General features: G+C 72.7%; 24 protein-coding genes and 3 pseudogenes. 13 read left to right on the forward strand and 14 right to left on the reverse strand.

Annotation, left to right across the window (positions count from 1 at the left end):
- Positions 1-169 precede the first annotated feature (169 nt).
- Positions 170-2635, forward strand: coding sequence for a SpoIIE family protein phosphatase (locus HUT19_RS05495; RefSeq protein WP_176179356.1), 2466 nt, complete (start codon positions 170-172; stop codon positions 2633-2635).
- A gap of 188 nt (positions 2636-2823) precedes the next feature.
- Positions 2824-4299, forward strand: coding sequence for an apolipoprotein N-acyltransferase (gene lnt / locus HUT19_RS05500; RefSeq protein WP_176179357.1), 1476 nt, complete (start codon positions 2824-2826; stop codon positions 4297-4299).
- Here the strand turns inward: lnt and HUT19_RS05505 are convergent.
- On the reverse strand, positions 4259-5176 hold the full coding sequence (locus HUT19_RS05505; RefSeq protein ID WP_176179358.1) for a Gfo/Idh/MocA family protein: 918 nt from the start codon (positions 5174-5176) through the stop codon (positions 4259-4261). The two genes, lnt and HUT19_RS05505, sit on opposite strands and share 41 nt — an antisense overlap.
- Positions 5173-6435, reverse strand: a complete 1263-nt coding sequence (locus tag HUT19_RS05510) for an FAD-dependent oxidoreductase (protein WP_176179359.1) — start codon at positions 6433-6435, stop codon at positions 5173-5175. Before HUT19_RS05510 ends, HUT19_RS05505 begins: the two co-directional genes overlap by 4 nt.
- A 75-nt stretch (positions 6436-6510) precedes the next feature.
- On the opposite strand from HUT19_RS05510, the gene HUT19_RS05515 reads away from it, so the two are divergent.
- A complete protein-coding gene (locus HUT19_RS05515; RefSeq protein ID WP_176179360.1) occupies positions 6511-7296 on the forward strand; it encodes a TetR/AcrR family transcriptional regulator in 786 nt (261 codons plus the stop codon).
- Positions 7290-7825: pseudogene (locus HUT19_RS05520) on the forward strand (DinB family protein). The gene HUT19_RS05515 and the pseudogene HUT19_RS05520 overlap by 7 nt, the downstream one beginning before the upstream one ends.
- A gap of 21 nt (positions 7826-7846) precedes the next feature.
- Here the strand turns inward: HUT19_RS05520 and HUT19_RS05525 are convergent.
- The 3 genes from HUT19_RS05525 to HUT19_RS05535 all read right to left on the reverse strand — a co-directional run bounded on the left by HUT19_RS05525 (position 7847) and on the right by HUT19_RS05535 (position 10842).
- Positions 7847-8371: a hypothetical protein gene (locus HUT19_RS05525; RefSeq protein WP_176179361.1), complete on the reverse strand. Its 525-nt coding sequence runs from the start codon at positions 8369-8371 to the stop codon at positions 7847-7849.
- A 175-nt stretch (positions 8372-8546) separates the two neighbouring features.
- Positions 8547-9527, reverse strand: coding sequence for a YafY family protein (locus HUT19_RS05530; protein WP_176179362.1), 981 nt, complete (start codon positions 9525-9527; stop codon positions 8547-8549).
- Between the two features lie 109 nt (positions 9528-9636).
- Positions 9637-10842, reverse strand: coding sequence for an IS110 family transposase (locus tag HUT19_RS05535; protein WP_176179363.1), 1206 nt, complete (start codon positions 10840-10842; stop codon positions 9637-9639).
- 210 nt (positions 10843-11052) lie between these two features.
- On the opposite strand from HUT19_RS05535, the gene HUT19_RS05540 reads away from it, so the two are divergent.
- Positions 11053-11463 carry a DUF3224 domain-containing protein gene (locus tag HUT19_RS05540; RefSeq protein WP_176179364.1) on the forward strand — a complete coding sequence of 137 codons (411 nt, stop codon included), beginning with the start codon at positions 11053-11055 and terminating at the stop codon, positions 11461-11463.
- Between the two features lie 6 nt (positions 11464-11469).
- Here HUT19_RS05540 and ung read toward each other — a convergent pair whose 3' ends face one another.
- The 5 genes from ung to HUT19_RS05565 form a co-directional block, all read right to left on the reverse strand.
- Positions 11470-12156 (reverse strand): uracil-DNA glycosylase, encoded by a 687-nt coding sequence (ung, locus tag HUT19_RS05545; RefSeq protein WP_176179365.1) that lies wholly within the window; start codon positions 12154-12156, stop codon positions 11470-11472.
- 198 nt (positions 12157-12354) lie between these two features.
- Positions 12355-13116 carry an SDR family oxidoreductase gene (locus HUT19_RS05550; RefSeq protein ID WP_176179366.1) on the reverse strand — a complete coding sequence of 254 codons (762 nt, stop codon included), beginning with the start codon at positions 13114-13116 and terminating at the stop codon, positions 12355-12357.
- Between the two features lie 17 nt (positions 13117-13133).
- The gene (gene fabG, locus HUT19_RS05555) at positions 13134-13895 is read right to left on the reverse strand and encodes a 3-oxoacyl-ACP reductase FabG (protein ID WP_176179367.1); all 762 of its coding nucleotides are present in this window, start codon (positions 13893-13895) and stop codon (positions 13134-13136) included.
- 158 nt (positions 13896-14053) lie between these two features.
- Complete coding sequence (locus HUT19_RS05560; RefSeq protein WP_176179368.1) at positions 14054-14449, reverse strand: DUF3037 domain-containing protein; 396 nt, start codon at positions 14447-14449, stop codon at positions 14054-14056.
- The gene (locus HUT19_RS05565; protein WP_176179369.1) at positions 14446-15270 is read right to left on the reverse strand and encodes a HipA family kinase; all 825 of its coding nucleotides are present in this window, start codon (positions 15268-15270) and stop codon (positions 14446-14448) included. The genes HUT19_RS05560 and HUT19_RS05565 overlap by 4 nt, the downstream gene beginning before the upstream one ends.
- 55 nt (positions 15271-15325) lie before the next feature.
- Here HUT19_RS05565 and HUT19_RS05570 point away from each other — a divergent pair, with 55 nt between their 5' ends.
- Positions 15326-17431: an alpha/beta fold hydrolase gene (locus HUT19_RS05570; RefSeq protein WP_176179370.1), complete on the forward strand. Its 2106-nt coding sequence runs from the start codon at positions 15326-15328 to the stop codon at positions 17429-17431.
- A gap of 84 nt (positions 17432-17515) precedes the next feature.
- Positions 17516-18043, forward strand: a complete 528-nt coding sequence (locus HUT19_RS05575; RefSeq protein WP_176179371.1) for a Rieske (2Fe-2S) protein — start codon at positions 17516-17518, stop codon at positions 18041-18043.
- Here the strand turns inward: HUT19_RS05575 and HUT19_RS05580 are convergent.
- A complete protein-coding gene (locus HUT19_RS05580) occupies positions 18009-18650 on the reverse strand; it encodes a cysteine hydrolase (RefSeq protein ID WP_254886122.1) in 642 nt (213 codons plus the stop codon). The two genes, HUT19_RS05575 and HUT19_RS05580, sit on opposite strands and share 35 nt — an antisense overlap.
- 138 nt (positions 18651-18788) lie before the next feature.
- Here HUT19_RS05580 and HUT19_RS05585 point away from each other — a divergent pair, with 138 nt between their 5' ends.
- Complete coding sequence (locus HUT19_RS05585) at positions 18789-19298, forward strand: pyridoxamine 5'-phosphate oxidase family protein (protein ID WP_176179373.1); 510 nt, start codon at positions 18789-18791, stop codon at positions 19296-19298.
- 16 nt (positions 19299-19314) lie between these two features.
- Here the strand turns inward: HUT19_RS05585 and HUT19_RS05590 are convergent, their stop codons facing one another.
- Complete coding sequence (locus HUT19_RS05590) at positions 19315-20223, reverse strand: LysR family transcriptional regulator (RefSeq protein ID WP_176179374.1); 909 nt, start codon at positions 20221-20223, stop codon at positions 19315-19317.
- 74 nt (positions 20224-20297) lie between these two features.
- Here HUT19_RS05590 and HUT19_RS05595 point away from each other — a divergent pair, with 74 nt between their 5' ends.
- Positions 20298-21278, forward strand: coding sequence for a DMT family transporter (locus HUT19_RS05595; RefSeq protein ID WP_176179375.1), 981 nt, complete (start codon positions 20298-20300; stop codon positions 21276-21278).
- A gap of 73 nt (positions 21279-21351) precedes the next feature.
- Here the strand turns inward: HUT19_RS05595 and HUT19_RS05600 are convergent, their stop codons facing one another.
- Positions 21352-22680 carry an aminotransferase class I/II-fold pyridoxal phosphate-dependent enzyme gene (locus tag HUT19_RS05600; RefSeq protein ID WP_176179376.1) on the reverse strand — a complete coding sequence of 443 codons (1329 nt, stop codon included), beginning with the start codon at positions 22678-22680 and terminating at the stop codon, positions 21352-21354.
- Between the two features lie 36 nt (positions 22681-22716).
- Between HUT19_RS05600 and HUT19_RS05605 the strand changes: the two genes are divergently transcribed.
- From HUT19_RS05605 to HUT19_RS05615, 4 genes and pseudogenes are all read left to right on the forward strand, one after another.
- Positions 22717-23415, forward strand: a complete 699-nt coding sequence (locus HUT19_RS05605) for a pyridoxamine 5'-phosphate oxidase family protein (RefSeq protein WP_176179377.1) — start codon at positions 22717-22719, stop codon at positions 23413-23415.
- 155 nt (positions 23416-23570) lie between these two features.
- A pseudogene (locus HUT19_RS44190) lies at positions 23571-23731 on the forward strand (DUF4158 domain-containing protein); the annotation flags it as partial.
- A 358-nt stretch (positions 23732-24089) separates the two neighbouring features.
- A complete protein-coding gene (locus HUT19_RS05610; RefSeq protein ID WP_176179378.1) occupies positions 24090-24650 on the forward strand; it encodes a DUF2243 domain-containing protein in 561 nt (186 codons plus the stop codon).
- Between the two features lie 11 nt (positions 24651-24661).
- Entirely contained in the window at positions 24662-25525 is an 864-nt protein-coding gene (locus HUT19_RS05615) for a cytochrome c oxidase assembly protein (RefSeq protein ID WP_176179379.1), read from the forward strand.
- Here the strand turns inward: HUT19_RS05615 and HUT19_RS05620 are convergent.
- Positions 25465-26121: pseudogene (locus tag HUT19_RS05620) on the reverse strand (hypothetical protein); the annotation flags it as partial. The gene HUT19_RS05615 and the pseudogene HUT19_RS05620 overlap by 61 nt on opposite strands.
- Positions 26122-26207 lie beyond the last annotated feature (86 nt).

Below are 26207 nucleotides of genomic sequence, written 5' to 3' on the forward strand. Positions count from 1 at the left end.
GCACACCTGAACGTTGTCAAGAGATTCCGGACGATGAGATTCCGGGAGGCGGTACTGGGCGGCCTTGGATCACTTCCACCGTCCCGCGCCGTCGGAGGTGAGCACCGGGACCAGAAGGGAAAGAAGTCATAGTATTAAGAGAAATGTATCCGCAGATGGGACGGGTGCGATGGCCATCCCCGAGGGAATCGCGCCGACCGAGACGCATGTCCCCTTCGACATGGCGGATGCGGCTACGGCACTGATCGACGCGACGGGGGCCGTCATCGGCTGGACCGCCGCGGCGGAGGAGCTGCTCGGCTATCCGTCGGCCGAGGCGCTGAAGCGGCCGGCCACCACACTGCTGGCGACACCGGAGGACACGGCGAAGGCCCTGGCCGTCGCCGAGCGGTGCCGTACCCACGGCAGCTGGGGCGGTATGGAGGAGATCCGGCACCGGGACGGCCGCCGGATCGACGTGGGCCTGCGGGTCTGCTCGATGCCGGGACCGGACGGCGGGCAGTGCTGGCTGGTCTCCGCCATCGACATGGCGAAGATCCCGACCTGGGCGGTGAGCGGCTCACTGCTCACCGCGTTCCTCACCCGCGCCCCGATCGGCATGGCCGTGCTCAGCCCCGATCTGCGGTACGTGTGGATCAACGACACCCTGGAGCGCTACGGCGGGGTGCCGCGCACCGAGCGGCTGGGCCGCCGGATCGCCAGCAGCATGCTCCCCGGTCTGGACACCGAGGCGATCGAGGCGCAGATGCGGCAGGTGCTCAAGACCGGCGAACCGGTGATCGACTACGAGTACCAGGGCTGGACGTTGGCCGACCCGCACCGCGAGCACGCCTACTCCACCTCCTTCTTCCGCCTCGACGGCGCGGACGGCAACGCGGTGGGCGTGTGCTACATGGGCATGGACGTCACCGACCGCTGGCGGGCGCGGGAGCGGCTGGCGCTGCTCAACGACGCGAGCGCCCGGATCGGCAGCACCCTGGACGTGATGCGCACCGCCCAGGAGCTGGCCGAGTTCGCGGTGCCGCACCTCGCCGACTTCGTCACCGTCGATCTGCTGGAGTCGGTGCTGCGCGGTGAGGAGCCGCTGTCGGAGCCCGGTGAGACCCTGCCCGCGTTCTGCCGCGCCGGGCAGAGCTCCATCCGCGAGGGGTGCCCGGAGTCCATCGCGGAGCGCGGGGACGGTGTGGCCATCTCCCCCGCGTCCCCGTTCGCCTGCTGCTTCTTCTCCGGGGAGGCGCTGCTGGACCCGGCCATGGACGCGTCCATCGGGGCGTGGAGCGGGGACGACCCGGCACGTACCGCGAAGGTCCGGGAGTTCGGGATGCGTTCGCTGATGGTGGCGCCGATCGGCGCCCGCGGCTCCATCCTGGGCGTGGCCTCGTTCATCCGCTCCCGGCATCCGGTGCCGTTCGAGGAGGACGATCTGCTGCTCGCCGAGGAGCTGGTGGCGCGGGCGGCGCTGTGCGTGGACAACGCCCGGCGGTACACCCGTGAGCACACCGCAGCGCTGGCGCTCCAGCGCAGTCTGCTGCCGCACGCCCTGACCGGCGGCCAGGCCCTCGAGGTGGCCTCGCGCTATCTGCCGACGGACGCACGCAACGGGGTCGGCGGCGACTGGTTCGATGTGATCCCGCTGTCCGGGGCGCGGGTGGCGCTGGTGGTCGGCGATGTGGTCGGACACGGCCTCAACGCGGCGGCCACGATGGGGCGGCTGCGCACCGCCGTGCACACCCTCGCCGATATGGACCTGCCCCCCGAGGAGTTGCTGGCGCATCTGGACGACCTGGTCATCCGGCTCACCGAGGAGGAGGCCGAACAGGCCGGGGTCGAGACCGGGCAGGAGGGCCTCGCCGCCGCCGTGCTGGGCGCCACCTGTCTGTACGCGGTCTACGACCCGGTCACCCGGCACTGCACGATGGCGCGGGCCGGCCACCCCGCCCCGGCGCTGGTGGACCCCGACGGCGAGGTGTCCTTCCCGCCGCTGCCCGCCGGTCCCCCCCTGGGTCTGGGCTCGCTGCCGTTCGAGTCCGCGGAGCTGGAGCTGCCCGCGGGAAGCCTGATCGCGCTGTACACCGACGGGCTGATCGAGACCTGCGACCAGGACATCGACGTGGGGCTCGAGCGGCTGAAGAACACCCTCGGCCAGCCCGGGATGCCGCTGGAGCAGCTGTGCTCGACGGTGGTGGACACCCTGATGACCGGGCGGCAGAACGACGACGTGGCGCTGCTGCTGGCCCGCACCCGCGCGCTGGGTCCCGGCCATGTCGTCTCCTGGGATCTGCCCTCGGACCCGGCCGTGGTCGCCAACGCCCGCTCCCTCGCGGTACGCCAGCTCGCCGAATGGGGGCTGGACGGGCTGGTGCCGACCACCGAGCTGATCGTCAGCGAGCTGGTCACCAACGCCATCCGGCACGGCACCGGTCCCATCCGGCTGCGGCTGATCCGGCACGACATGCTGATCTGCGAGGTGGCCGACACCAGCAACACCTCGCCGCGGCTGCGCCACGCCCGCACCACCGACGAGGGCGGCCGCGGACTGTTCCTCGTCGCGCAGATGACCCGTCGCTGGGGTACCCGTTACACCGAGGGCGGCAAGCTGATCTGGGCCGAACAAGACCTCCCGGAAGCGGTATGAGGGCACGGAGATCCGCTCGGGCGCGGCCGTGCCCTATCGATGATCGGCTTCCTGTCGCACACTGGTCGTCTGCCTGGCCGTCCGCCAGGACGAAGTCCGTGCGGAGGGGGGCATCCGGGGTGCGGTGGTCGGTCGGTGGCGGGGACCGGTGGGGGCCTCGGCTCGCCTCGCGGTGGTGGCGCGGCGGGATGGCCGTGGCGGCGGGTGCGCTGCCCGCGCTCGCGTTTCCCGCGCCATCGCTGTGGTGGCTGGCGTACGTCGCGCTGGTGCCGTGGCTGCTGCTGGTCCGTTCGGCGCCCACCGGCCGCCGGGCGATGCTGGACGGCTGGCTGGGCGGGGCGGGTTTTCTGCTCGCGGTACACCACTGGCTGATGCCGAGTCTGCATGTGTTCATCGTGGTGCTGGCCGCGCTGCTGGGGCTGTTGTGGGCGCCGTGGGGCCTGCTGACCCACCGGCTGCTGCACGGGCGGCCGGGTCCCGGCCGGGTGGCGGCGGCGCTGGTGCTGGTGCCGTCGGCGTGGCTGATGGTCGAACTCGTGCGGTCCTGGGAGTACCTGGGCGGGCCGTGGGGGCTGCTCGGCGCGAGCCAGTGGCAGGTCCCGGCCGCGCTGCGGCTGGCCTCGGTGGGCGGGGTCTGGCTGATCGGCTATCTGCTGGTGCTGGTGAACGTGGCGCTGACCGTGCTGATCGCGGTGGAGCGGGCCCGTGCGGTGGCGGTGGCCGGGATCACCGCGTGCGGGATGGCCGCGGGTGCGGTGTGGGCCTGGGCGCCGGTGGCGAAGGAGTCCGGTACGGCGCGGATCGCGGTGGTGCAGCCGGGGGTGATCCGCGGCCCGCTGCCCCGTTTCGAGCGCAGCGCGGAACTGACCCGGCAGCTGGCCGGGCGCGGCCTCGACCTGGTGGTGTGGGGTGAGAGCAGTGTCGGTGAGGACCTGGGGCAGCGGCCGCGGCTGAGCCGCGAACTGGCCGCGCTCTCCCGCACGGTGGACGCCAATCTGCTGGTGAACGTGGACGCGAGGCGCAGCGACCGGCCCGGGATCTACAAGAGTTCGGTGCTGATCGGCCCCAAGGGGCCCACCGGCGACCGCTACGACAAGATGCGGCTGGTGCCGTTCGGCGAGTACATCCCGGCGCGGCCGCTGCTGGGCTGGGCCACCTCGGTGGGCAAGGCCGCGGGCGAGGACCGCAGGCGCGGCACCGAGCAGGTGGTGATGCGGCTGCCGGAGGCCTTCCGGATCGGGCCGCTGGTGTGCTTCGAGTCCGCGTTCCCCGATATGAGCCGCTCCCTGGCGCGGGACGGCGCCCAGGTGCTGGTGGTGCAGTCGGCGACCTCGACGTTCCAGCAGAGCTGGGCGCCGGAGCAGCACGCCTCGCTGGCGGCACTGAGGGCGGCGGAGACCTGGCGGCCGATGGTGCACGCCACCCTGACCGGGGTGAGCGCGGTCTACGGGCCGCGCGGTGAGCCGGTGGGCGACCGGATGGGCACCGACGCCAGTGCGGCCACGGTCTACACGGTGCCGCTGGGACAGGGCACCAGCCCGTACGTCCGCACCGGGCCGTGGATCGTGTACGGGGCGCTGGCCGCGCTGGCCGGCTACGCCGGGTACGAGGGGGTACGGGCGCTCAGGAGGCCGTCGGGCCGGCGCATTCCATCGCGTCCCTGATGACCCGTTCGCACAGCTCATGGGTGCGCAGGGCGTCCTCGGCGGTGAGCAGGGTGCCGCCGCGCACGGCGTCGAGGAAGGCGTCGGTGATCTGCTCGATACCGCGCTGCCGGGCGACGGGCACCCAGTCGCCGCGGCGGCGCACACTCGGCTGGCCCTTGTGGTCGACGACTTCGGCGAGGTTGAGCACCTGGCGCTTGGTGTCCTGGCCGGAGACCTCCAGGACCTCTTCGGCGGAGCCGCTCATCCGGTTCATCACCCCGAGCGCGGTGAATCCGTCGCCGGACAGCTGGAGCACCACGTGGTGGATCAGCCCGTCGCGGATCCTGGCGCGGACGTCGATGTGGTCGGCCGGGCCGGGCGCCAGGAAGCGCAGGGTGTCGACGACGTGGATGAAGTCGTCCAGGACCAGGGTGCGCGGGTTCTCGGCGAGCCCGACGCGGTTCTTCTGTATCAGGATCAGATCGCGCGGATGGTCCAGGCACTGGGCGTAGCCGGGGGCGTAGCGCCGATTGAAGCCGACCATCAGGCTCACCCCGCGCTCCGCGGCCAGCCGCACCAGCCGCTCGCTGTCGGCGAGCTGGTAGGCGAGCGGCTTGTCCACGTAGGTGGGCACCCCGGCCTCGATCAGCCGGGTGACGAGGTCGGCGTGGACGGCGGTGGGGGCGTGCACGAAGGCCGCGTCGAGCCCCGTCGCGAGGAGTGAGTCCAGGTCGGTGTGGCGCTGGGCGTCGGGCACGCGGTGGGTGTCGGCCACCCGCTCCAGGGTGGCGGCGGTACGGGTGTGCAGATGCGGTTCGATGCCGGGGCGGGCCATCAGCACGGGCAGATACGCCTTCTGCGCGATGTCGCCGAGGCCGATGCAGCCGACCCTCACAGTGCCTCCTGGTCCGTCCCGCCGTCCGGTCGCGCGTCCTGGGGTCGCTGTGCCACCGCGTGTGCCCCCGCGCCTGCCCCCGAAGGATACGCGGGCCGCGGGGGCCGCCAGTCGGCGATGCCGTCGAAGGCGCGCAACGCCAGGTCCGGCCGGAGCCTGCTGACGGCCCTGATGGCGGTGTCGCGCAGGGCCACGGCGGGGCCGCCGGTCAGAGTGATCATGCGGGCGGCGCGGGCGGAGCGGCGCACCACGTCCAGGGTGCGGGGCAGCCGGTCGGCCGTGTAGGCGGCCAGGGCGGCCGAGGGGTCCGCGGTGTCGGGCGCCAGGTGGTGGGCGAGGACCACGGCGTCCTCGATGGCCTGGTTGCCGCCCTGCCCCATGGTGGGGGCCATGGCGTGGGCGGCATCCCCCAGCAGGGCGACCCGGCCGCGGTGGTGGGCGGGCAGCGGACATGTCATGTGCCGGATGTCATGGCGGAGGATGTCGTGCGGGGCGACGGCCGCCAGGATCTCGGGAACCGGCCGGTGCCAGTCGCCGAACAGCCGGATCAGCTCGGCCCGTTCGTCGTCCGGGGCACGGCCGTCGGGCGGGGTGACGGCCGCGGCGTAGACGTAGACCCGGCCGTCCTTCAGCGGCTGGGTGCCCCACAGCCGCCCCCGGCCCCAGGTCTCATGGGGTGCGAAGGCGCGCTCGGGCGCGGGTACGACCATGCGCCAGGCGGTGAACCCGGTGTACTCGGGCCCGGGGTGGCGGGGGAAGAGCGTGCGCCGGACGCCCGAGTGGACACCGTCGGCCGCGATGACGAGCTCGGCCTCCAGCACCCCGTCCCCGGTGCTGACCAGGGCGGAGCGGCCGGGGGTGCCGGGGTCGGCCAGCTGGGCGGCGACCCCGGTGCGTACGCGTCCCTCGGGCAACCGGGAGACCAGCAGAGCGACGAGGGTGGCGCGATGGAGAAGGACCATCGGCCCGCCGAACCGCTCGGCCATCGCGGCACTGTCGGTCCGGGAGAGCCAGCGGCCGTCGGGGGCGCGCAGGCCGCCGTCGCCCTGCCAGGCGGCGAGCGCGCGGACGTCGTCCCCGAGACCGATCGTGTCCAGGGCGCGCTGGGCGTTGGGGGCGAGCGAGATACCGGCGCCGACCGGTTCCAGGGTGGCCGCGCGCTCCAGGACGGTGACGGACCAGCCGCGGCGGTGCAGGACCGCGGCGGCGGTGAGGCCGCTGATTCCGGCGCCGATGATCACGGCACGGGGGTGGTGCATGGCTCCTCCTGAACGACTACGGGTGTAGTGGATCTCAAGCTACTACACCTGTAGTGAGAGGGGTAGATTGGCCCCATGACCGCTGATCGACCCGCCGCCCCCGGCGGATCCCGGTCCGGGCCCCGGTCCGGATCCCGCGCCGAGCTGATCGCCGACACCGCCCTCGCGCTGCTCGTCGAGCGCGGGATGAGAGGGCTGACGCACCGCGCGGTGGACGAGGCGGCCGGACTGCCGCTGGGCTCGACCTCCAACCACGCCCGCACCCGCGCGGCACTGCTGAAGGCGGCGGTACGGCGGCTCGCGGAGCGGGAGGCGCGGGTGCTCACGCCCGAGGAGATGCCTCCGCTCTCCGGCGGCCCGGACCGCCCGTCGGCGGGCGGAACGGCGACCGGTGGGACGGCGGCGGGCGGAACGGCGACCGGTGGGACGGCGGCGGGTGGGACGGCGGCGAGCAGGACGGCGGCGGGTGGGACGGGCACGGACCCGATCGGGGCGCTGGCCGACACCCTCGCCCTCGCCCTGCACCGTTCGCTGACCATGCAGCGCGATCTGCTGATCGCCCGCTACGAGCTGGCGCTCGAAGCGACCCGGCGGCCGGAGCTGCGGGAGTTCTACGACGCGGCGGGCCGGGGCTTCCGGAAGCCGCTGGAGGCGATGATGGCGTCGGTGGGCTCCACCGAACCGCGCCGCCACGCCCGCTCGTTGACCGCCTGGTGCGAGGGGCTGATGTTCGGCTGCGCGGCGGGGGCGGACCACGCCGATGTCCCCGGCCGTGCGGAACTGCGCACCGGCTTCGAGGAGTTGCTGCGCGGCATGGTGCCGATATCGCCTGGCGGCGCCGGAAACACCCGGTCATGCTGACCGTCACGACATCGACCGAACGTTCCGTACCGCCCCGTGTCGCCGATGAACGCACCATGCTCGAGAGCTGGCTGGACTTCCACCGCGCGACGCTCGCCCTCGCATGCGAAGGGCTGGACGACAAGGCCCTGCGCCAGGCACCGCCCTGCGCCAGGCATCCGCGCCCCCTCCGGGCCGACGCTGCTCGGACTGGTCCGGCATAGGGCCGAGGTGGGGCGCCCCTGGTTCCGGCGGGTGCTGGACAGTGAGGACATCCCGCCGATCTGGTACAGCAGGGAAGACCCTGACGGAGACCTCAACGTCGCCGACGGGGACACCGCGGAGTGGGTGCTTCGCCATCTGGCGGGAGGAGATCGCCGAGGCCAGGAAGGCGGCCGAAGGCCGTTGCCTGGACCACGTCGGCCGTCGCCACCGCGACCTGGACCACTGCCTGCGCTGGATCTATGTCCACATGATCGAGGAGTACGCCCGCCACAACGGCCACGCCGATATCGTCCGCGAGCGGATCGACGGGGTGACCGGCGACTAGGGCGGTCTCAGGCGGCCCGTCTCAGGCAGCCCCCTCCAGCCGTAGGGTCAGCCGGGCGATGGCGGCCCGTACGCCGTCGCCGTGCGGATCGTCGCCGAGCGCGCCCGCGCTGGCCCGCGCCAGGGCCAGCTGGCCGCGTGCCGCCTCTTCCCGGCCCAGCTTCACATAGTCGGCCGCGAGGTTGAGGTGGAGGGAGGGGTAGAGGGCACGCACCGCGGCCGCGCCGGGCCGCCGCTCCCCCGCCCCGCCGCCCGCGTCCCGCTCGCAGGTCGATCCGCCCGTCGCTCCGCCGGTCAGTGCGTCGGCGGCGGCCAGCGCCAGCAGATCCCAGATCAGCTCATCGGCCGGATCGTCCTGGGTGTCGGCCATGTAGTGGGCGAGGGCGCAGCGGTGGAACGGCTCCCCGCCGCGTCCGAGTTCCCGCCACAGCAGGGCGAACCGGTTGCGCGCCTCCTCCCGGTCGCCGCCCCGGTGGAGCATCACCGCCTGCCCGATCCGGGTCAGCACGGCGTCGCCCTCCGGCGCCGTCCGCTGCGCTTCCGCCATCGCGGCCTCCCGACTGCGTCGCTCGCCCCAGCACCCGCTGCTCGGGTGCCCGGACTTCGTGCTCAGGTGCTCAGGTGCTCAGCGCGACGCTAACCGCCCGCGCGGGTACGCCCGGCGTGTTGCGGTCCGGCCGGGTGGCCGCCGTGCCGACCGGGGGCGGACGCGACCGCGGGGGTCAGTCCGACGGCCGATAGCGGCGGGCCAGTTCGGTGACGGCGCGGGCCACGGCGTCCCGTAGCTCCGGCGGCCCCAGCACCTCGGCCTCGGTGCCGAGCCGCAGCACATCGTGGACGGCCACCGGCAGCGACTCCACCGGCAGTGTCACCCGCACCCGCCCCTCCTCGTCCGGCGGGCCCGCACCGGCCGCCGCCACCGCGCCGACCCCGCCGAACTGCATCGGCAGCAGCTTCCGTCCGCGTTCGGTCAGCAGCAGTTCGGCCTCGCCCTGAAAACGCGAGGACTCCAGTCGCCGGGACGTCTCCTGCCAGTGGGCCGCGAGATCGAACCCGGCCGGGCGCTCGAAGTGTTCGTCCAGCACCTCGGCGGCCAGGATGCGCGAGACCCGGTAGCTGCGCACGCTGTCCTCCGCGCGCGCCACCAGGTACCAGATGCCGCCCTTGAGGACGAGACCCAGCCCGTGCAGATCGCGCCGCACCTCACCGCGCCAGCGCCGGTAGTGCACCCGCAGCACCCGCCGCTCCCATACGGCCTCGGCTGCCGCGGCGAGGTGGGGCACCGGTTCGGCGTCCCGGAACCAGCCGGGGGCGTCGAGGTGGAACCGCTCCTGGATGCGGCGCGACCGCTCCTCCAGCCCGGCCGGGAGCGCGGCCCGCAGCTTCAGCTGGGCGGTGGCCAGGTCGGCGCCCAGTCCCAGTTCGGCGGCCGGGCCCGGCATCCCGGCCAGGAAGAGCGAATCGGCCTCGTCGCCGGTGAGCCCGGTCAGCCGGGTGCGGTAGCCGTCGAGCAGCCGGTAGCCCCCGGCCGGGCCGCGGTCGGCGTAGACCGGCACCCCGCTGGCACCCAGCGCCTCCACATCGCGGTAGACGGTGCGGACCGACACCTCCAGCTCGGCGGCGATCTCCGGCGCGGTCATCCGGCCCCGGTGCTGGAGCAGCAGGAGCAGGGAGAGCAGTCGGCCGGCGCGCATGGCTCCCATTGTGCCGCCGTACCTGACAAAAGATGTCAGGTACGGCGGGCACCGTGGTTCTCACAGCCCGGACCACTCGCCGGGCGAGGCTCCGCCGAAAGGAATCTCAATGATCGTGTCAAGCCGCCTGCGTGACCGGTGGGGCGGGGGTGAACGGCCTTTTGTCACGCAGCATCGCCCACAGCACGTCGACCCGGCGGCGGGCGAGTGCGAGCAGGGCCTGGGTATGCAGCAGGCCCTCGGATCGTTTCTTGAGGTAGTAGTCCCTGGACGGACCGGGCCGCATCATCGCGGTCTGCGCGGCCAGGTAGAAGATGTGTCGCAGGCGCCGGTTGTAGCGCTTGGGCCGGTGATAGTTGCCGCTGCGGCGGCCGGAGTCCCGCGCGACCGGGGCCAGGCCGGCGTGGGAGGCAAGTCGGCCGGCATCGCGGTAGCCCGACAGGTCCCCGACGATGGCGACGAACTCGGCGCCGAGGATGGGCCCCATGCCGGGCATGGACTCGATGACCTCGGCGCGGTCGTCGTCGCGGAAGGTTTCGCGGATCTCCCGGTCGTTGTCCTTGATCCGCTCGTCCAGCGTCAGCAGCTGGTGGGCGAGGTCGCAGACCAGCTTGGCAGCCCGTTTCTCGCCGGGCAGCACGGTCATCTGGGACTGGGCGGCCTCCACCGCCTTGGTGGCCACGGTGTCGGCGCTTCGGACCTTGCGGCGTTCCAGCCAGGTCGTCAGCCGCTTGACGCCGATCCGGCGGAGGGCTGCCGGGGTCTGGTACTCGGTCAGCATGACGATGGGCCCCTTGGCCGCGGAGTAGTCGAAGGCCCGTTCCAGCGCGGGACAGATCCCGACCAGCAGGTCGCGGAGCCGGTTGATCAGTCTCACCCGGTCGGCGATCAGGTCGGCCCGGTAGTTGGTGAGCACCTGGAGGGTGGTGACCAGCTCCGGGGGTGTGTTCAGCGGGGCGAAGTCCTTCGGGCGCATGCGGGCCTGGTCGGCGATGACACGGGCGTCCTTGGCGTCGGTCTTGCCCTCCCCACGGTAGGCGCCGGACATACGGTTGACCGTCCGGCCGGGCACGTAGACCACCTGCTGGCCGTGGGCAATCAGCAGGGCCAGCAGCAGGGTGGAGGCCCTGCCGGAGATATCCACCGCCCACCGCACTTCATCGGCCCGCTCACGGGCGGTGTCGATGAGGGCGAGAATCTGCGACTCGTCGTTGATCACCTTCGTCGAGAAAAGTGTCTCGCCGTCGGCGTCGACCGCCACCGCCCAGTGATGCCCCTTGCCGGCGTCGATGCCGACCCATATCCGCGTGTGAGACGTGCTCAAACTCGTTGCTCCGTTCCACCGTGACCAGCACCTTTCGTGGTCCGAGGAACACTCCGCCAACAGGTCCCTAACCAGCGATGACCGCAGTTCTCAATCAGTGGTCGGAGCGTCCCGGAGGACCGGGCGGCCATTCCTTTCGAGCCACGAACGGCAACCCACCATCAGCCACACCCGGTCCTCCCGGACCGCCAACATTCTTAGGGATCCGCCATGACCACGCACGCCACCGGCCACTTCACCTTCGCCGACTGGCGGGAGACGGACACCGGGCAGGCCGGGGACGGGGCGAGGATCGCCCGCGCCCAGGTCGTCAATGGCTACGCGGGCGCCATCACGGCGCCGGACACCGTATGCCAGTACTCGATCGTCTACACCACCGAGAAGACCGGCTCCTTCACCGGCCATGAGCTGGTGGAGGGCGAGCTCGACGGCCGCCGGGGCGGCTTCGTGCTGGCGCAGCACGGCAGCTTCGGCGAGGACGGCACCGTGCACTGCTCGTTCGAGGTGGTGCCCGGCTCCGGCAGCGGTGAGCTGGCCACGCTCACCGGCCGGGGCTCCTTCACCGCCCCGCACGGCGTCCAGGAGGTCGCGTACTCCTTCGACTACGAGCTGGCGGACTGACCGGGATCAGCCCTGGGCGGCCAGGTCGGGGATCCGCCAGTCGATCGCGGTGTGCCCCTGGGCCTTCACCGCCTCGTCGATCTGGGTGAAGGGGTGCGAGCCGAAGAACTTCTTCGCCGACAGGGGGGAGGGGTGCGCCCCCTTCACCACCACATGCCGCTCCTCGTCGATCAGCGGCAGCTTCTTCTGGGCGTAGTTGCCCCACAGGACGAAGACGGCCGGGTCGGGCCGGGAGGCCACCGCGCGGATCACCGCGTCCGTGAACTTCTCCCACCCCTTGCTCTTGTGGGAGTTGGCCTCACCGGCTCGGACCGTCAGCACCGCGTTGAGCAGCAGCACACCCTGCTGGGCCCACGGCATCAGATAGCCGTTGTCCGGGATCGGGTGGCCCAGCTCCTCCTTCATCTCCTTGTAGATGTTGCGCAGCGACGGCGGGGTCCTCACCCCGGGCCGCACCGAGAAGCACAGACCGTGGCCCTGGCCCTCGCCGTGGTACGGGTCCTGCCCGAGGACCAGCACCTTCACCTGGTCGTACGGGGTGGCCTCCAGGGCGGCGAAGACCTCCTCGCGCGGCGGGTAGACCGGACCCCTGGCCCGCTCCTCCTCGACGAACTCGGTGAGCTCCTTGAAGTAGGGCTTCTCCAGCTCCTCGCCGAGGACGCCGCGCCAGGACTCGGGCAGCTCGTAGGGCACGTCAACAACCTCCGGTCGGTGTTCCGTTTACGGGCACAGAACCTACCGGCGGTCACTGACAACGCCTCATCCGGAGTCGGCTCCCGGCGCCCTCCCGCCACTCCGTGCCGTGCGGCCGGGAGCCCGCCGCACGGCACGGGTGGCGGGAGGGCGCCGGATCCGGCAGGCACGGGGGAGGCCGCCGGATCCGGCGCGTGCTCAGCCGGCTCCGGCGTTGAGGTAGATCCCGCCCTCCACCGCCAGCGTCTGACCGGTGATCCACGCCGCCTGGTCGGAGGTGAGGAAGGCGGCCGCGCCGCCGATGTCCTCGGGCGCCCCGAGCCGTCCCAGCGGATACCGCGCGGTGACCTCCTCCTCGCGCCCCTCGTAGAGCGCGGTGGCGAACTTGGTCTTCACCACGGCGGGGGCGATCGCGTTGACCCGCACCCCGGGCGCGAACTCATGGGCGAGCTGCACCGTGAGGTTGATCATGGCTGCCTTGCTCACCCCGTACGCGGCGACGAACGGCGAGGGCGACAGCCCGGCGACCGAGGCGATGTTGACGATCGTGCCGCCGTTCTCCCGCTGCCACGCCTTCCAGGTGTGCTGGGCGAAGCCGAGTGCCGAGACCACATTGGTCTCGAAGACCTTGCGGATCACCCCGAGGTCGAGATCGGCGAGGGGTGAGTAGACCGGGTTGGTCCCGGCGTTGTTGACGAGGTGGTCGATCCGGCCGAACGCCTCCATCGCGCGCTCGACGGCGATCGCCTGGTGGGCCTCGTCATGGGCCTTGCCGGCGACGGCGATGACCCGGTCGGCGCCGAGCCGCGCCACGGCCTCCTTGAGCGAGTCCTCGTTGCGGCCGGTGATGCACACCCGGTCCCCGCGTGCCACCAGCGCCTCGGCGATGGCGAGTCCTATACCGCGGCTGGCCCCGGTGACGAGTGCCGCCCGGCCGCTGTCCTTGATCTCTGCGGTCATGTGGTTCACGGCTCCAGTCAGTTGAGCGGGCCACCGGCCACGTACAGGACCTGTCCGGAGACAAATCCGGCCGCGTCACCGGTGAAGAAGGCGATGGCGTTGGCGATGTCCTCCGGGTGCCCGACGCGGGCCACCGGGATCTGGGTGGCGGCCGCCTTCTGGAAGTCGTCGAAGCCCATGCCGACGCGCTCGGCGGTGGCTGCGGTCATGTCGGTGGCGATGAAACCGGGCGCCACGGCGTTGGCGGTGACCCCGAACTTGCCGAGCTCCTTGGCGAGGGTCTTGGTGAAGCCCTGGAGACCGGCCTTGGCGGCGGCGTAGTTGACCTGACCGCGGTTGCCGAGCGCCGAGCTGCTGGAGAGGTTGACGATTCGGCCGAACTCCGCGTCCACCATGTGCTTCTGGCAGGCGCGGGACATCAGGAACGCGCCCCGCAGATGGACGTTCATGACCGTGTCCCAGTCGCTGTCGCTCATCTTGAAGAGCAGATTGTCGCGGAGCACACCCGCGTTGTTGACCAGGATCGTCGGCGCGCCGAGCTCCTCGGCGACCCGCGCGACCGCGGACTCCACCTGCGCGGCGTCGGACACGTCGCAGCCCACCGCGATGGCCTTGCCGCCCGCCTTGGTGATCTGCTCCACAGTGTCCGCACAGGACGCCTCGTCGAGGTCGAGCACGGCGACGGCGCGACCCTCCTCGGCCAGACGCACGGCGGTCGCCGCGCCGATGCCGCGGGCCGCGCCCGTCACGATGGCAACGCGCTGCTCGGTGGTGGACATGCGGGTTCTCCTCGCCTCGGTAGCGGCTCACCACCCCGGTTCCGGCAGGTGAGCAACCGCTTAGTCGCTTCAGCAGCTGAGACGCTATGAGGACCGTCCTCGCCTGTCAACGACCCCCTTTTATGCACTCGCTCACCTCCGGGTGTCCGGTGCGCCGCTCAGCGCACCAGCAGGTCGAGCAACCGCTCGGCCTCCGCGGCCGGGTCCGCCGTCAGCCCGGTGTGCACCGGCCCCGGCTGGACGACCGTGGAGCGCGGGGCCACCAGCCAGCGGAACCGCCGGCCCGCGTCGTCGCCCGCCGCCTGCCCGGCCCGCTCGCCCCCGCTGCACATCCCCTCCACGGCGCACAGCGCGGCCCGTACGCCCGCCACGTCCGCCGAGGGGTCGAGCGCCAGCAGCCGGGCCTCGTCCAGATGGATCCGGGCGGTGACGAAGGACCGCGCGCGGCAGTAGACGACCACCCCCGCGTTGATCAGCTCCCCGCGCTCGACCCGGGGCACCACCCGCACCACCGCGTACTCGAAAACATCCCGGCCGTTGTGCAGCCCGCTCACGTGCCCGCCTTTCCGTCGACCCACACCCGCAGCCAGTCCGGGGCCCGGGAGGGACCCGTTCCGGCGCGTTCGCCAACGGTGATCCTCTCGCCCACCGTCGCGGCGCGCTCCACAAGCACCTCGACATAGGCGCGGCGCACCGCCGCGGGCCCGTCGAAACCGGGCTCGTCGACCAGCCATTCGTCGGGGACGTCGGCCACCACCTCGGTGAGCAGTTCCTCGGTGATCCGCGGGGCCAGGGCCTCGGCGGCCGCGGCGATGTCCGGGGCGAAGGGCGCCAGGACGTGGTCGGAGGCGTCGTAGGGCTTGGCGGCGGCCGCCTCGAGACCGCGCCAGCCGTGGTGCCAGATCATGGTCGCGCCGTGGTCGATGAGCCACAGCTTTCCATGCCAGACCAGCAGGTTGGGGTTGCGCCAGGACCGGTCCACATTGCCGATGAGCGCGTCGAACCACACCACGTGTCCCGCCTCGGCCGGGCCCACCTCGAAGGCCAGCGGGTCGAAGCCGAGCGAACCGGGGAGGTAGTCCATGCCCAGGTTGAGCCCGCCACTGGCCTTGAGCAGCTCCTGCACCTCCTGGTCCGGTTCGCTCAGGCCGATCACCGGGTCCAGCTGGATCCGCACCAGATCCGGGACACGCAGGGACAGGCGGCGGCCCAGCTGACCGCAGATGACCTCGGCGACGAGGGTTTTGCGGCCCTGCCCCGCGCCGGTGAACTTCATGACGTAGGTGCCCAGATCGTCGGCCTCGACGATGCCGGGGAGCGACCCGCCCTCACGCAAGGGCGTGACATACCGCGTCGCGGTGACTTCAGGAAGCATTTCCCCAGGCTACTGAGGGGCGCAACGCGATTTCCGGCATGGCATAGTCCCCCGCATGGATGCCTCCCGAGTCTCCGCGGCCGTCCACGGGTTCCCGCGGGTACTGGCCCGCAGCCGCCGCTTCGCCCTCGGTGCGCCACGGCACTTCAGCGTCTCGCCGGACGGGGAGCGCGTGCTGTTCGTCCGCACCGGTGGCGGCACCGATCCGATGAGCCTGCTGTGGCTGCGCGAGGTCGGCAGCTGCGACGGCCCGGACGGGGACGACCGGCTGCTGGCGGATCCACGGCGGCTGGCGGGCGGCGGCGCGGTCCCGGCGGCCGAACGCGCCCGGCGGGAGCGGGCCCGGGAGCGCTCCGAGGGCGTGGTCGGCTACGCGGCCGACCGTGACCTGCGGGTCGCGGTGTTCGCCCTGGGAGGGGCGCTGTGGGCGGTGCGCACCGACAGCGGCGCGCCGTTCCCGGTGACGGCCGCGGGTCCGGTGACCGATCCCCGCCCCTCCCCCGACGGACGGCTGATCGCCTATGTGACCGGCGGCGCGCTGCACGTGGTCGGCCTCGACGGCGGCGGGGACCGGCCGCTGGCCGTCCCGGAGGAGTCCGAGGTGACGTACGGGCTGTCCGACTACGTCTCCGCCGAGTCCATCGGGCGGCAGCGCGGCCACTGGTGGGCACCGGACGGGAGCGCCCTGCTGGTCGCCCGGACCGATCCGAGGGCGGTGGGCATCCGCTATCTCACCGATCCGTCGGACCCGGCCCGGCGGCCCCGCACGATGCGCTATCCGGCGGCGGGCACGGCCAACGCGGAGGTGTCGCTGCACCTGGTGACGGTGGACGGACGGCGGGCCGAGGTCGACTGGGACCGCGCGGCGTTCGAGTACCTGGTCGACGCGGGCTGGGACGCCCACGGTCCGACGGTCACCGTGCAGAGCCGGGACCAGCGCACCGTGCGCACCCTGGCGGTGGACCCGGACACCGGGGCGACCCGGTTGCTGGCGGAGCGAAGCGATCCGGCGTGGGTACATCTGGTGCCCGGCACCCCGGCCCGTACCGCCTCCGGCGTGTCGGTCGACGTGGTCGAGCGGAACGACACGCGCGGGCTGCGGATCGGTGAGGCGCTCTCCCCGCCGGGGCTCCAGGTCCACGAGGTGGCCGGGGTGACCGGGGAGCGGGTGCTGTTCACCGCGAGCGAGGAGCCGACCGAGCGCCATCTGTGGTCGTACCGGCCCGGCCACGGCTTCGTCCGGCTCAGCGAGGAGCCGGGGGTGCACCACGGCGCGGCGGGCGGGCCGACGACGGTACTGACGAGCCTGACCCCCGACGGCGGGTCGGTGACCGTGCTGCGGGACGGCGCGCCCGTCGGCCGGATCGCCTCGCTCACCGAGGAGCCGGGGCTCTCGGTCGCGCCCCGGCATCTGCGGCTCGGCGAGCGGGATCTGCGCGCCGCGCTGTATCTGCCGTCCTGGTACGAGCCGGGCGCGCGGCAGCTGCCGGTGCTGCTCGACCCGTACGCCGGTGCGGGGCTCCAGCTGGCGGTGCGCGCCCGCGGCTGGTGGGCGTGTGTGTCCCAGTGGTTCGCCGAGCACGGCTTCGCGGTGCTGGTCACCGATGGCCGCGGCACTCCGGGGCGCGGTCCGGCGTGGGAGAAGGCGATCCGGGGCGACCGGTTCGGCCCGGTGCTCCAGGACCAGTTCGACGCGCTGCGCGCGGCCGCCCGGCACTGCCCGGACCTGGACCTCGGACGGGTCGCGATGCGCGGCTGGTCCTTCGGCGGCGCACTGGCCGCGGCGGCCGTGCTGCACCATCCGGACATCGTGCACGCCGCCGTCGCGGGCGCCGCGCCGACCGACCGGCGGCTGTACGACACGCACTGGGAGGAGCGCTTCCTCGGCCATCCGGACGAGGAGCCGGAGAACTACACGCGCAACTCCCTGCTCGGCCACGCGCACAAGCTGCGCCGCCCGCTGCTGCTGATCCACGGGCTCGCGGACGACAATGTGGCCCCCGCCCATATGCTGCGGTTCTCCGCGGAGCTGCTCGCCGCCGGGCGCCCGCACACCGTGCTGCCGCTGCCCTCCTCGGCCCATCTGCCGGCCGACGAGGCGGTCACCGAGAACCTCCTCCGCTTCCAGCTGGACTTCCTCCGGAAGGCGCTCGCCGTCTGAACACCACGTCTGAAGGCCATCTGAACAAGGGGGCCGCCGTCTCCGTATGGAAGGGCGAATCGTCCCCTGACAGGAGGCACCACCATGACGCAGCCGACCAGCACCGGGCGGGGTTCCACCCGTCGTGCCGTGGTCTCCGCCGCCGGAGCCGCCGGACTCGCCGCCGCGCTCGCCGCATGCGGCAGTGACGACAGCGGGTCGGACAAGCAGGGCGGGGGCAGTGTTCAGGACTCGGGCTCCGGACAGCCGTCGCAGGGCGGCCAGTCCGGCGCCGACACCGGAGCGAACGACGCCGGCGGAGGCGGCGGCTCGGGCGGTGGCGGCGGTATGGAACTGGCCAAGACCTCCCAGATCCCCGAAGGCGGGGGCATGGTCTTCAAGGACCACAAGGTGGTGGTGACCCAGCCCAAGGCCGGGGAGTTCAAGGCGTTCTCCTCGGTCTGCACCCATGCGGGCTGCTCGGTCGGCGATGTGGCCGGCGGGACCATCAACTGCCCGTGTCACAAGAGCAAGTTCGACATCACCGACGGCAGTGTGAAGGGCGGTCCGGCCACCAAGCCGCTGCCCGGCGCGCAGATCAAGGTGCAGGGAAGCTCCATCTGGATGGCCTGACGGCCGATCCGCTCCAGTTGGAGATCACCTCGTCGGCCGTGGTGACGGCGGCGACGAGGGCGAGGGTGTTGCGTACCATCGCCGGGGTGTACGAGGCGGGCACCCCGGCGATCGCATCCTCGGGCACCACCGCCGTATAGCCCAGGTTGACCGCGTCGAAGACGGCGTTGGGGACGGCGATGTTCGCCGACACCCCGCAGATCACCAGGGTGCGGCAGCCCAGATTGCGCAGCAGCGCGTCCACCTCGGTCCCGGCGATCGGCGACAGTCCGTGCAGCCGCCGTACCACCAGGTCCTCGGCCGCGACCGGGACCGGGTCGGCGATGCGCACCGCGTCGCTCCCGATGAGCTGCTGGACCGGCAGCCGTTCGGCGGCCCGGAACAGCCGGGCGTTACGGCTCGCGCCGCGTCCGTCGGCGCGCCGCTCGGCCACCGCGTGCAGCACCTGGACGCCCGTGTCGTGGGCGGCCGAGACCAGCCGGGCGACACGCCCGAGTACTCCGGACTCCTGTGTCACGGCGGCCAGTTCGGGCAGTGCGCTGTCCGGTCCCACCACTCCGCGCTGGCACTCCACGGTCAGCAGCGCGCAGTGTCCGGGCGTCAGCAGTCCGGCCGAACCGGCTGCCCGTTGGGGTGGTTCGGTTGGGGGTGGGGTCACGGCGCGGGAGGCTAGCGCCCCTTGCGGGTGGAAGGAAGAGCCTCCATCCTGTGCCGCACCACACCAGCCAGGGAGGTGCCGGAACGGATGGCCGTCACCCAGCGGCGGGGCCGCCGCATCATGATGACCCGTGACGAGCTGGACACCTTCCTCACCGGGCAGCGGGTGTGCCGGGTGGCGACGGTGGGCGCGGACGGGCGGCCGCATGTGAGCGCGCTGTGGTTCGGCTGGGACGGCACCGCGCTGTGGCTGTACTCCCTCACCCGCAGCCGGCGCTGGACTCAGGCGCGCGGCGATCCGCGGATCGCCGTGATCGTCGACGACGGGCACGACTACGGCGAGCTGCGCGGCGTGGAACTGTCCGGGGAGGCGGTGGCCGTCGGCGAGGCCCCGCGCTCCGGCGCGCCGTGTGCTGAACTCAACACGCCGGAGCGGTTGTTCGCCGCGAAGTACTTCGGGCTGGACGCCATGCCGTACGACGGCCGCCACGCCTGGCTGCGGCTGATTCCGGACAGGATCGTCTCGTGGGACTTCCGCAAGCTTCCCGGAGACCGGCCGGGGAGCACTTCCGGAGACCGGCCGGGGAGCGGGGGCTGAGCGGCCCGCGGCCAGATCAGTCGCCGATCTTCTCCCCCACCGAGCGCAGCACCTCGACGGACGCGCGGATCGAGGGCCTGCGGTCGGCGTCGGCCCGCCAGATCGCGTAGATGTGCCGCAGCATCGTGGGCGGGCTGACCGGCACCATCCGCACCCCCGGCGGCACCGGGCCACGGCCCAGCCGGGGCACCACGGCGACCCCGAGCCCGGCGGCGATCAGCGCGAGCTGGCTGTGGTGCTCCCGCGCCGTGTGCCGGATCCGGGGCTCGATGCCCTTGCTGCGCAGGGTCACCATCAGCCAGTCGTGGCAGAACCCGCCCTTCGGCCAGGAGATCCACTCGTCCTCGACGAAGTCCTCCGGCTCGACCGCGAACCGGTCGGCGAAGGGGTGGCCCTCGGGCATCGCCACATCCACCGGGTCGTCCATCAGCGGTGCCTTGACCAGCCCGTCGGGCATCGGCAGCGGCTTGTTGTACCAGTCCAGGACCACCGCGACGTCGATGTCGCCGCGCACCACCGCAGGCACCGACTCGTCCGGCTCCATCTCCTGCAACCGGGCGCGCAGCTGGGGGTGCTCGGTGCGCATCCGGGCCAGCGCCTCGGGGAAGAGGCCGCGGACGGCGGTGGGGAAGGCGCCGAGCAGCAGCTCGCCCACGGCGTGTCCGCGCTGGGCCTCCAGATCCGACTGGGCCAGCTCCACCTGGGAGAGGATGCGCGCCGCATGGTCGGAGAGGAGTCTTCCGGCGTCGGTCAGGCGCACTCCGCGGCCGTTCTTGGCGAGGAGCTGCTGACCGGTCTCCCGCTCCAGCTTCGACAGCTGCTGGGAGACGGCGGAGGTGGTGACGTGCAGCCCTTCGGCCGCGCCGCTCACGGAGCCGTGGCGAGCCACGGCGTGGAGGGTCCGTAGGCGATCCAGGTTCAACATATAAGCAATGCTACGCGATGCCTCGCACAGAATCTCGCTTGTTCTAAGAGGTTCGCGTGCCTCATGGTGTTGCCATGACCACAGCGCCCGCCCCGACGACCGCCCCCGCCCCGGTGGTCCCGGCCCCCTCCCCCGCTCCGCACCGCCCGCTGCTCGACTGGCGGATCCGGTTCGGTGTGCTCTCCCTGATCTGGGGCTTCAGCTTCCTGTTCATCAAGGTCGGCAACGAGGCGTTCGCGCCGCTCTACGTCACGCTGGGGCGGATGCTGTTCGGCACGGCCGTCCTGTTCGCGGTCCTGGCGGTGAAGCGGGAGCGGCTGCCGCGCGGAGTGCGGGTGTGGGGGCATCTGGCGGTGTCCGCCTTCTTTCTCAACGCCCTTCCGTTCTCGCTGTTCGCCTACGCCGAGCTGACCATCCCCTCGACCCTCGCGGGGATCTGCAACGCGGCTTCGCCCCTGTGGGCCATGCTGCTCGCCGTGGTCGTGGTCTCCGACGACCGGCCGACCCGCCAGCGGGTCGCGGGCCTCGGCCTCGGTTTTGTCGGCGTGTTGATCGTACTCGGCGCCTGGCAGGGGTTCTCCGGGCAGGACCCGCTGGGCACCGTGCTGGCGCTCGTGGCCTCGGCGAGCTACGCGGTGGGCTGGCAGTACGTCCGCCGCACCCTGGGCGGCGCGGGCGGTTCGCACCTGTCGAAGTCCGGCACCCAGCTGCTGCTGGGCACGGTGCAACTCGCCGTGGTCGCCCCGGTGTTCGCGCCGACGCCCGGTTCGTTCCCCGCACTGCCGCTGCTGTCGGTGCTCGCCCTCGGCGCGCTGGGCACCGGGGTGGCGTTCCTGATCCAGTACGGCCTGGTCGAGGAGGTCGGCCCGACGACCGCGATGATGGTGACGTACTTCGTCCCGGTGATCGCCACCGCCGCCGGTGTGGCGATCCTCGGCGAACACCTCACCTGGAACACACCGGTGGGCGCGCTGGTGGTGCTCGCGGGCGCGGCGCTGACCCAGAGCGGGACACGAAGGCCGCGCGCGCCGCGCACGAAGATCCCTCGGACCTGATCCGCCCTGATCCGCACGGGCGCGCCACGCGAAGAGCCCCCGGCCCCGACCCGTCGGCCGTACCGCCGCCCACTCAGTCATAGCGCCCCGCCGGGGCCGGTCCGGTCGCCGCCGCCAGCGCGTCCGCGACGGGGCCGATGTCCCGCATGCTCAGCGGTGAGACCGTCAGCCGCACCCCCTGCGGCGAGGCCAGCCGGAACCGCGCCCCGGGCGCGACCGCCCAGCCCGCCTGGAGCAGCCGGGCCACCGCGCCGGTCTCGTCGGCGACCGGCACCCACACATTCATCCCGCTGCGGCCGTGGGCGGCGATCCCCCGCTCCCGCAGGGCCCGCACCAGCGCCTCGCGCCGCTCGCCGTACGACGCCGCGACCGCCTGGGGATCCACCGCCCCGGCGCGCCAGAGCTCGACCACCGCTTCCTGCAACAGATGGCTGACCCAGCCGGGGCCCAGCCGCTGACGGCCGCGCACCCGGTCCAGCGTGACGTCGTCGCCGGTCAGCACGGCGAGTCGCAGATCGGGACCGTACGCCTTGGCGGTGGAGCGGACCAGCACCCAGTGCTCGGTGCCGCCCGCGAGAGGGTGCAGCGGCAGATCCACGATGCCGTGGCCGTGGTCGTCCTCGATCAGCAGCACCTGGGGGTAACCGGCGAGGACGTCGCGCAGTTCACGCGCGCGCCCGGCACCGATCGCCGCGCCCGTCGGATTCTGCGCCCGGTCGGTGACGACCAGCGCCCGCACCCCCTGGCGCAGCGCCCACTCGACCCGTTCGGGCAGCGGCCCGTCGTCGTCGACCCCGACGGGGACGGCGCGCAGTCCGAGCGCCGGGATGATGTCGAGCAGACTGCCCCAGCCGGGGTCCTCGACCGCGACCGCGTCACCGGGCCGGAGATGCGCGGTGAGCACGCGCTCGATGGCGTCGAGCGAGCCGGAGGTGACGGCGACGGGCCCACCGGGCACGCCGTCCGCGTCCAGGGCGGCGCGGGCCCGCTCGGCGAGTCCGGGAGCGACGTCCGGCGCACCGTAGAGCGTCGGCCGCTCGGCCGCACGCGCGGCGGCCGCGGTGAGCGCCTCGCCGAGCGGGGGCAGCAGTGCGGGATCGGGGTTGCCCGTCCCCAGGTCGCGCGCGCCCGCGGCCTCGACCCGGATCCACTCGCGGGGTGTGCTGGCGGGGCGCGGGCGCACCCGGCTCCCCCGGCGGCCCGCCGTCTCGATCACGCCCCGTTCGCGCAGCACGCGATAGGCGGCCGCGACGGTATGGGGATTCACCCCCAGCCGTTCCGCCAACTCCCGCAGGGGCGGCAGCAGTTGACCCGGTGACAGCTCACCGGTACCGACCGCGCGCTCCACACTGGCCGCGATCTCCGCTGCGCGGCGGCCTTCGATCGGATATTCTCCTAGCACAAACACTATTTTGCACTAGTGCAATGGAGGGTGCACATGTCCGCGACCACCTCCCCGGACGCCTCCCCGGACGCCTACGCGGCCACCGACCGGACCGTGCCGACCCGTGCCCGCGAACGCGCCTCGTACGACCGCGAGGTGGTGCACGCGATCCTCGACGAGGGCTATGTCTGCCACCTGGGCTTCATACGCGGCGGCGCGCCCGTCGTCCTGCCGACCCTCTACGGACGGGTCGGTGAGAGTCTCTACGTCCACGGCTCCACCGGCTCCCGCCCGCTGCGGACCGCGGCGGCCGAGCGGCCCGGCGACGAGGAGCCGGGGCTGCCGGTGTGCCTCACCGTGACCCATGTGGACGGCCTGGTGCTGGCCCGCTCGGCGTTCCACCACTCCATCAACTACCGCTCGGTGGTGGTGTACGGCACCGCCCGGCCGGTCATCGACCCGGTCGACCGCGCCGCCGCCCTCGACGCGCTGGTGGACCACGTACTGCCCGGCCGCGCCGCCGACTCCCGCCGCGCCAACGCCAAGGAACTGGCCGCCACCGCCGTACTGCGCCTCGACCTCGCCGAGGTCTCCGCCAAGATCCGTACCGGCGGACCCGATGACGATCCCGAGGACGTGGCGCTCCCCTACTGGAGCGGTGTGCTGCCCGTCGCACCCGCCTACGGCGCGCCGGTGCCCGCCGACGACCTCGCGCCCGACACGCCCGTGCCCGGCTACCTCATCCGGCACTGACCGGCCCGGGAAGGAGACCGCCCGTGCTCATCCACCCCTGGGACGCCCAGTTGTACGGCGGGCGGGACGGCACGGCCCGTACGCACGCCGGGGAGATCCAGGAAGCCGGGGGCTGGCGGGACTTCACCGAGGTCCGCGAGGAGCCGGCGGCCCGGCTGGACGCGCGCGTGGACGACGGGGGACGGGCCGAAGGCGTTGTTCGACGCGGCGGCGGGCTGGCTGCTGGAGGGCCGGGTGCTGCTGCCCGGGGGCGGGCCGTCTGTCTCGGCTGGTGGGTACGGTGCGGGAGGCGGCGAACCAGCGGCTGCGGGACACCCTGTCGGCCGGGCGCAGGATGTGCACCCGCTACATGGACGTCGCCGTCGCTCAACTGCGCGGCGACGGCTTCGAGATCCGCAACGAGGACGTCGCCCGCCTGTCCCCGTCCGTCGCGCCACCACATCAACGTGCTCGGCCGGTACTCCTCCCAGCTACCCGACCTGCCCGGGTAGTCTGCGACCCCTGCGCGCCCCGGACGCCGAGGACATCGTGTGATCCCAGGGCGCGGCTGCCCAGGGCGCGGCTGCGGTTGAGCCGCATGGCGGGCACGCGGCGCGCGTGGGCGCGGCGAAGAGGGGAACCTGCGGCTGAGGCACTTCCAGCAGACCCCCAGCCAGCAGGAGCGGAGACGAGCGATGGCCACCACGACGGGCGAGGCCCGGGCTGGCACGGCACGGCCGGCGAGTATCCAGTTGCCGGGCATCGTGCTCGGTGTGGGGCTGGGCGGGTTCGTGGACGGCATCCTGCTGCACCAGCTGCTGCAGTGGCACCACATGCTCACCAGCACCAACCACGACCACATCGGGGTGAAGTACTACAACCCCAAGACCGTCTCCGGCCTGGAGATGAACACCGTGTGGGACGGCATCTTCCACGCCGTGTGCTGGATCGCCGTCCTGCTGGGCCTGGCCATCCTGTACTCCCGCGTCACCCACAACCGTCGACGCGTATGGACCTCCCGCGTGCTGTGGGGCTGGGTCCTGGCCGGATGGGGCATCTTCAACCTCGTCGAAGGCGTCCTGGACCACCACGTCCTGGGCATCCACCACGTCTACGCCGGAGACGGGCAGGTCTGGTGGGACATCGGCTTCCTCGTCCTGGGCGCCCTGCTGGTCGTCGGGGGGTACCTGCTCCAGCGCAACGGCCAGCCCTTCGACCCGGGCGCCCCCACCACGCGTGAAGGCCGGCGCGCCTGATGGGCCACCACATGCACGAGCGCGGGCACGATGCGGGCAGCAGCCTTCTTCAGTGGCTGCTGCCCGCGCTCGTCCTGCTGGCCGTCGCCGGCACCTACCTGCTGCTCGTCCGCCGGGCTCGCCGCCACAACCCCGCCCTGGACTGGAGCCGGTGGCGGACCGGGGGGTTCCTGGGCGGGATCTTCCTGCTCGGCGTCGCCCTGCTACCGCCCGTCGCACCCTTCGCGCAGCAGGACTTCCGCGGCCACATGGCGCAGCACATGCTCATCGGCATGTACGCGCCGCTCGCGCTCGTCCTGGCCGCCCCGGTCACGCTCCTGCTGCGCACCCTGCCCGCGGCCCGGGGGCGGCGACTGACCTCCTTGCTGCACAGCCCGCCCGCCCGTCTGCTCGCCCGCCCGGCGGTCGCGCTGGCGCTGTCGACGGGCAGCCTCGCGGTCCTCTACTTCACCCCCCTCTACAACGCGGCCATGGGCCATCCGGCCGGGCACTGGCTGCTGCACACGCACTTCCTGCTGTCCGGGTGCCTGTTCGCCTACGTCATCGCCGGCCCCGACCCCGCCCCCTCCCGGCCCGGAGTACGTGCCCGGCTGGTCTGCCTCGGTGTCGCCATCGCGGCCCACGCGGTCATCTCCCAGCTGATGTACGGCGGCTTCTGGGTCAACATCCACGCCCCGATCGACCAGGTACAGGAAGGCGCCGAGATCATGTACTACGGCGGCGACATCGCCGAACTGCTTCTGGCCGCCGCCCTGGTCGCCACCTGGCGCCCCGAGCCCCGGCGGACGGGCACCCGCGAGCCCGCCACTAGCGTGTTGCCCGGTGCGAGCAGACTGGTCAGCTCTGAGATCGCCTCGGGGGACGGCTTGACGTAGCGGCGGACGTTCTCCGGCTTCTTGTGTCTCGACTTGGCCATCAGCATCAGCAGGGGGCGCCCTGCTCACCGAGGTGGGTGAGAGCGGAGTGGCGGTACTCGTGCGGGTCCCAGCCGGTCCCCGGCCCCCGCACAGCGGTGTGCTCATCCAGCAGGGCACGGGCCTGGCCGTAGGAGGGGGCCAGTCCGGTGTCCGGGCACACGTCGCGCAGACTGACAACCTTTCCCGGGCCCGGGCGGCGGTGGGTGACGAACACCGGCCCGCGGGTGCGGCCGCGCAGCAGGCGGGGCAGGAGCCGAGCGGTGCCGGCGTCCCCGTACACGGTCTCCAGCACCAAGCCCTCCCGCGCCCGCCCCCGGCGGCCGGCCTTGCTCCGGGCGCCCTTAACCTTGACCGGACAACGTCTGACGGCGAGGTCAGGGTCCTCGAATCCGCGACCACCCCAGCGGACGGTCCTCACCGATCCGCACGGCGGTCTTGCCGACTCCGGTCGAGTAGCTGCGGACGTTCGGGTTGCGCAGCGAGTCGAGGAAGGCGCCGGCCGCCGCCCGGACGGTCAACGCCTTCCCGGCCGGCGGCTGAACGACGATGGGCACCGCCTCCCCCCTTGCCACGGACATCGGGGCCGCTTCACGTCAGGCCCGAAGAACGTCACCGCAGGTGACGTACGAAGCTCCCGCAG

The sequence above is a fragment of the Streptomyces sp. NA02950 genome, from assembly GCF_013364155.1.
GTDB lineage: Bacteria > Actinomycetota > Actinomycetes > Streptomycetales > Streptomycetaceae > Streptomyces.

Bases quoted from the DNA above. Each gene is read 5' to 3' on its own strand.
- HUT19_RS05495 (WP_176179356.1), top strand. From the start codon at position 170: ATGGCCATCCCCGAGGGAATCGCGCCGACCGAGACGCATGTCCCCTTC.
- lnt (WP_176179357.1), top strand. From the start codon at position 2,824: ATGGCCGTGGCGGCGGGTGCGCTGCCCGCGCTCGCGTTTCCCGCGCCA.
- HUT19_RS05510 (WP_176179359.1), bottom strand. From the start codon at position 6,435: ATGCACCACCCCCGTGCCGTGATCATCGGCGCCGGAATCAGCGGCCTC.
- HUT19_RS05515 (WP_176179360.1), top strand. From the start codon at position 6,511: ATGACCGCTGATCGACCCGCCGCCCCCGGCGGATCCCGGTCCGGGCCC.
- HUT19_RS05525 (WP_176179361.1), bottom strand. From the start codon at position 8,371: ATGGCGGAAGCGCAGCGGACGGCGCCGGAGGGCGACGCCGTGCTGACC.
- HUT19_RS05530 (WP_176179362.1), bottom strand. From the start codon at position 9,527: ATGGGAGCCATGCGCGCCGGCCGACTGCTCTCCCTGCTCCTGCTGCTC.
- HUT19_RS05540 (WP_176179364.1), top strand. From the start codon at position 11,053: ATGACCACGCACGCCACCGGCCACTTCACCTTCGCCGACTGGCGGGAG.
- HUT19_RS05550 (WP_176179366.1), bottom strand. From the start codon at position 13,116: ATGACCGCAGAGATCAAGGACAGCGGCCGGGCGGCACTCGTCACCGGG.
- fabG (WP_176179367.1), bottom strand. From the start codon at position 13,895: ATGTCCACCACCGAGCAGCGCGTTGCCATCGTGACGGGCGCGGCCCGC.
- HUT19_RS05565 (WP_176179369.1), bottom strand. From the start codon at position 15,270: ATGCTTCCTGAAGTCACCGCGACGCGGTATGTCACGCCCTTGCGTGAG.
- HUT19_RS05570 (WP_176179370.1), top strand. From the start codon at position 15,326: ATGGATGCCTCCCGAGTCTCCGCGGCCGTCCACGGGTTCCCGCGGGTA.
- HUT19_RS05575 (WP_176179371.1), top strand. From the start codon at position 17,516: ATGACGCAGCCGACCAGCACCGGGCGGGGTTCCACCCGTCGTGCCGTG.
- HUT19_RS05585 (WP_176179373.1), top strand. From the start codon at position 18,789: ATGGCCGTCACCCAGCGGCGGGGCCGCCGCATCATGATGACCCGTGAC.
- HUT19_RS05590 (WP_176179374.1), bottom strand. From the start codon at position 20,223: ATGTTGAACCTGGATCGCCTACGGACCCTCCACGCCGTGGCTCGCCAC.
- HUT19_RS05595 (WP_176179375.1), top strand. From the start codon at position 20,298: ATGACCACAGCGCCCGCCCCGACGACCGCCCCCGCCCCGGTGGTCCCG.
- HUT19_RS05605 (WP_176179377.1), top strand. From the start codon at position 22,717: ATGTCCGCGACCACCTCCCCGGACGCCTCCCCGGACGCCTACGCGGCC.
- HUT19_RS05610 (WP_176179378.1), top strand. From the start codon at position 24,090: ATGGCCACCACGACGGGCGAGGCCCGGGCTGGCACGGCACGGCCGGCG.
- HUT19_RS05615 (WP_176179379.1), top strand. From the start codon at position 24,662: ATGCACGAGCGCGGGCACGATGCGGGCAGCAGCCTTCTTCAGTGGCTG.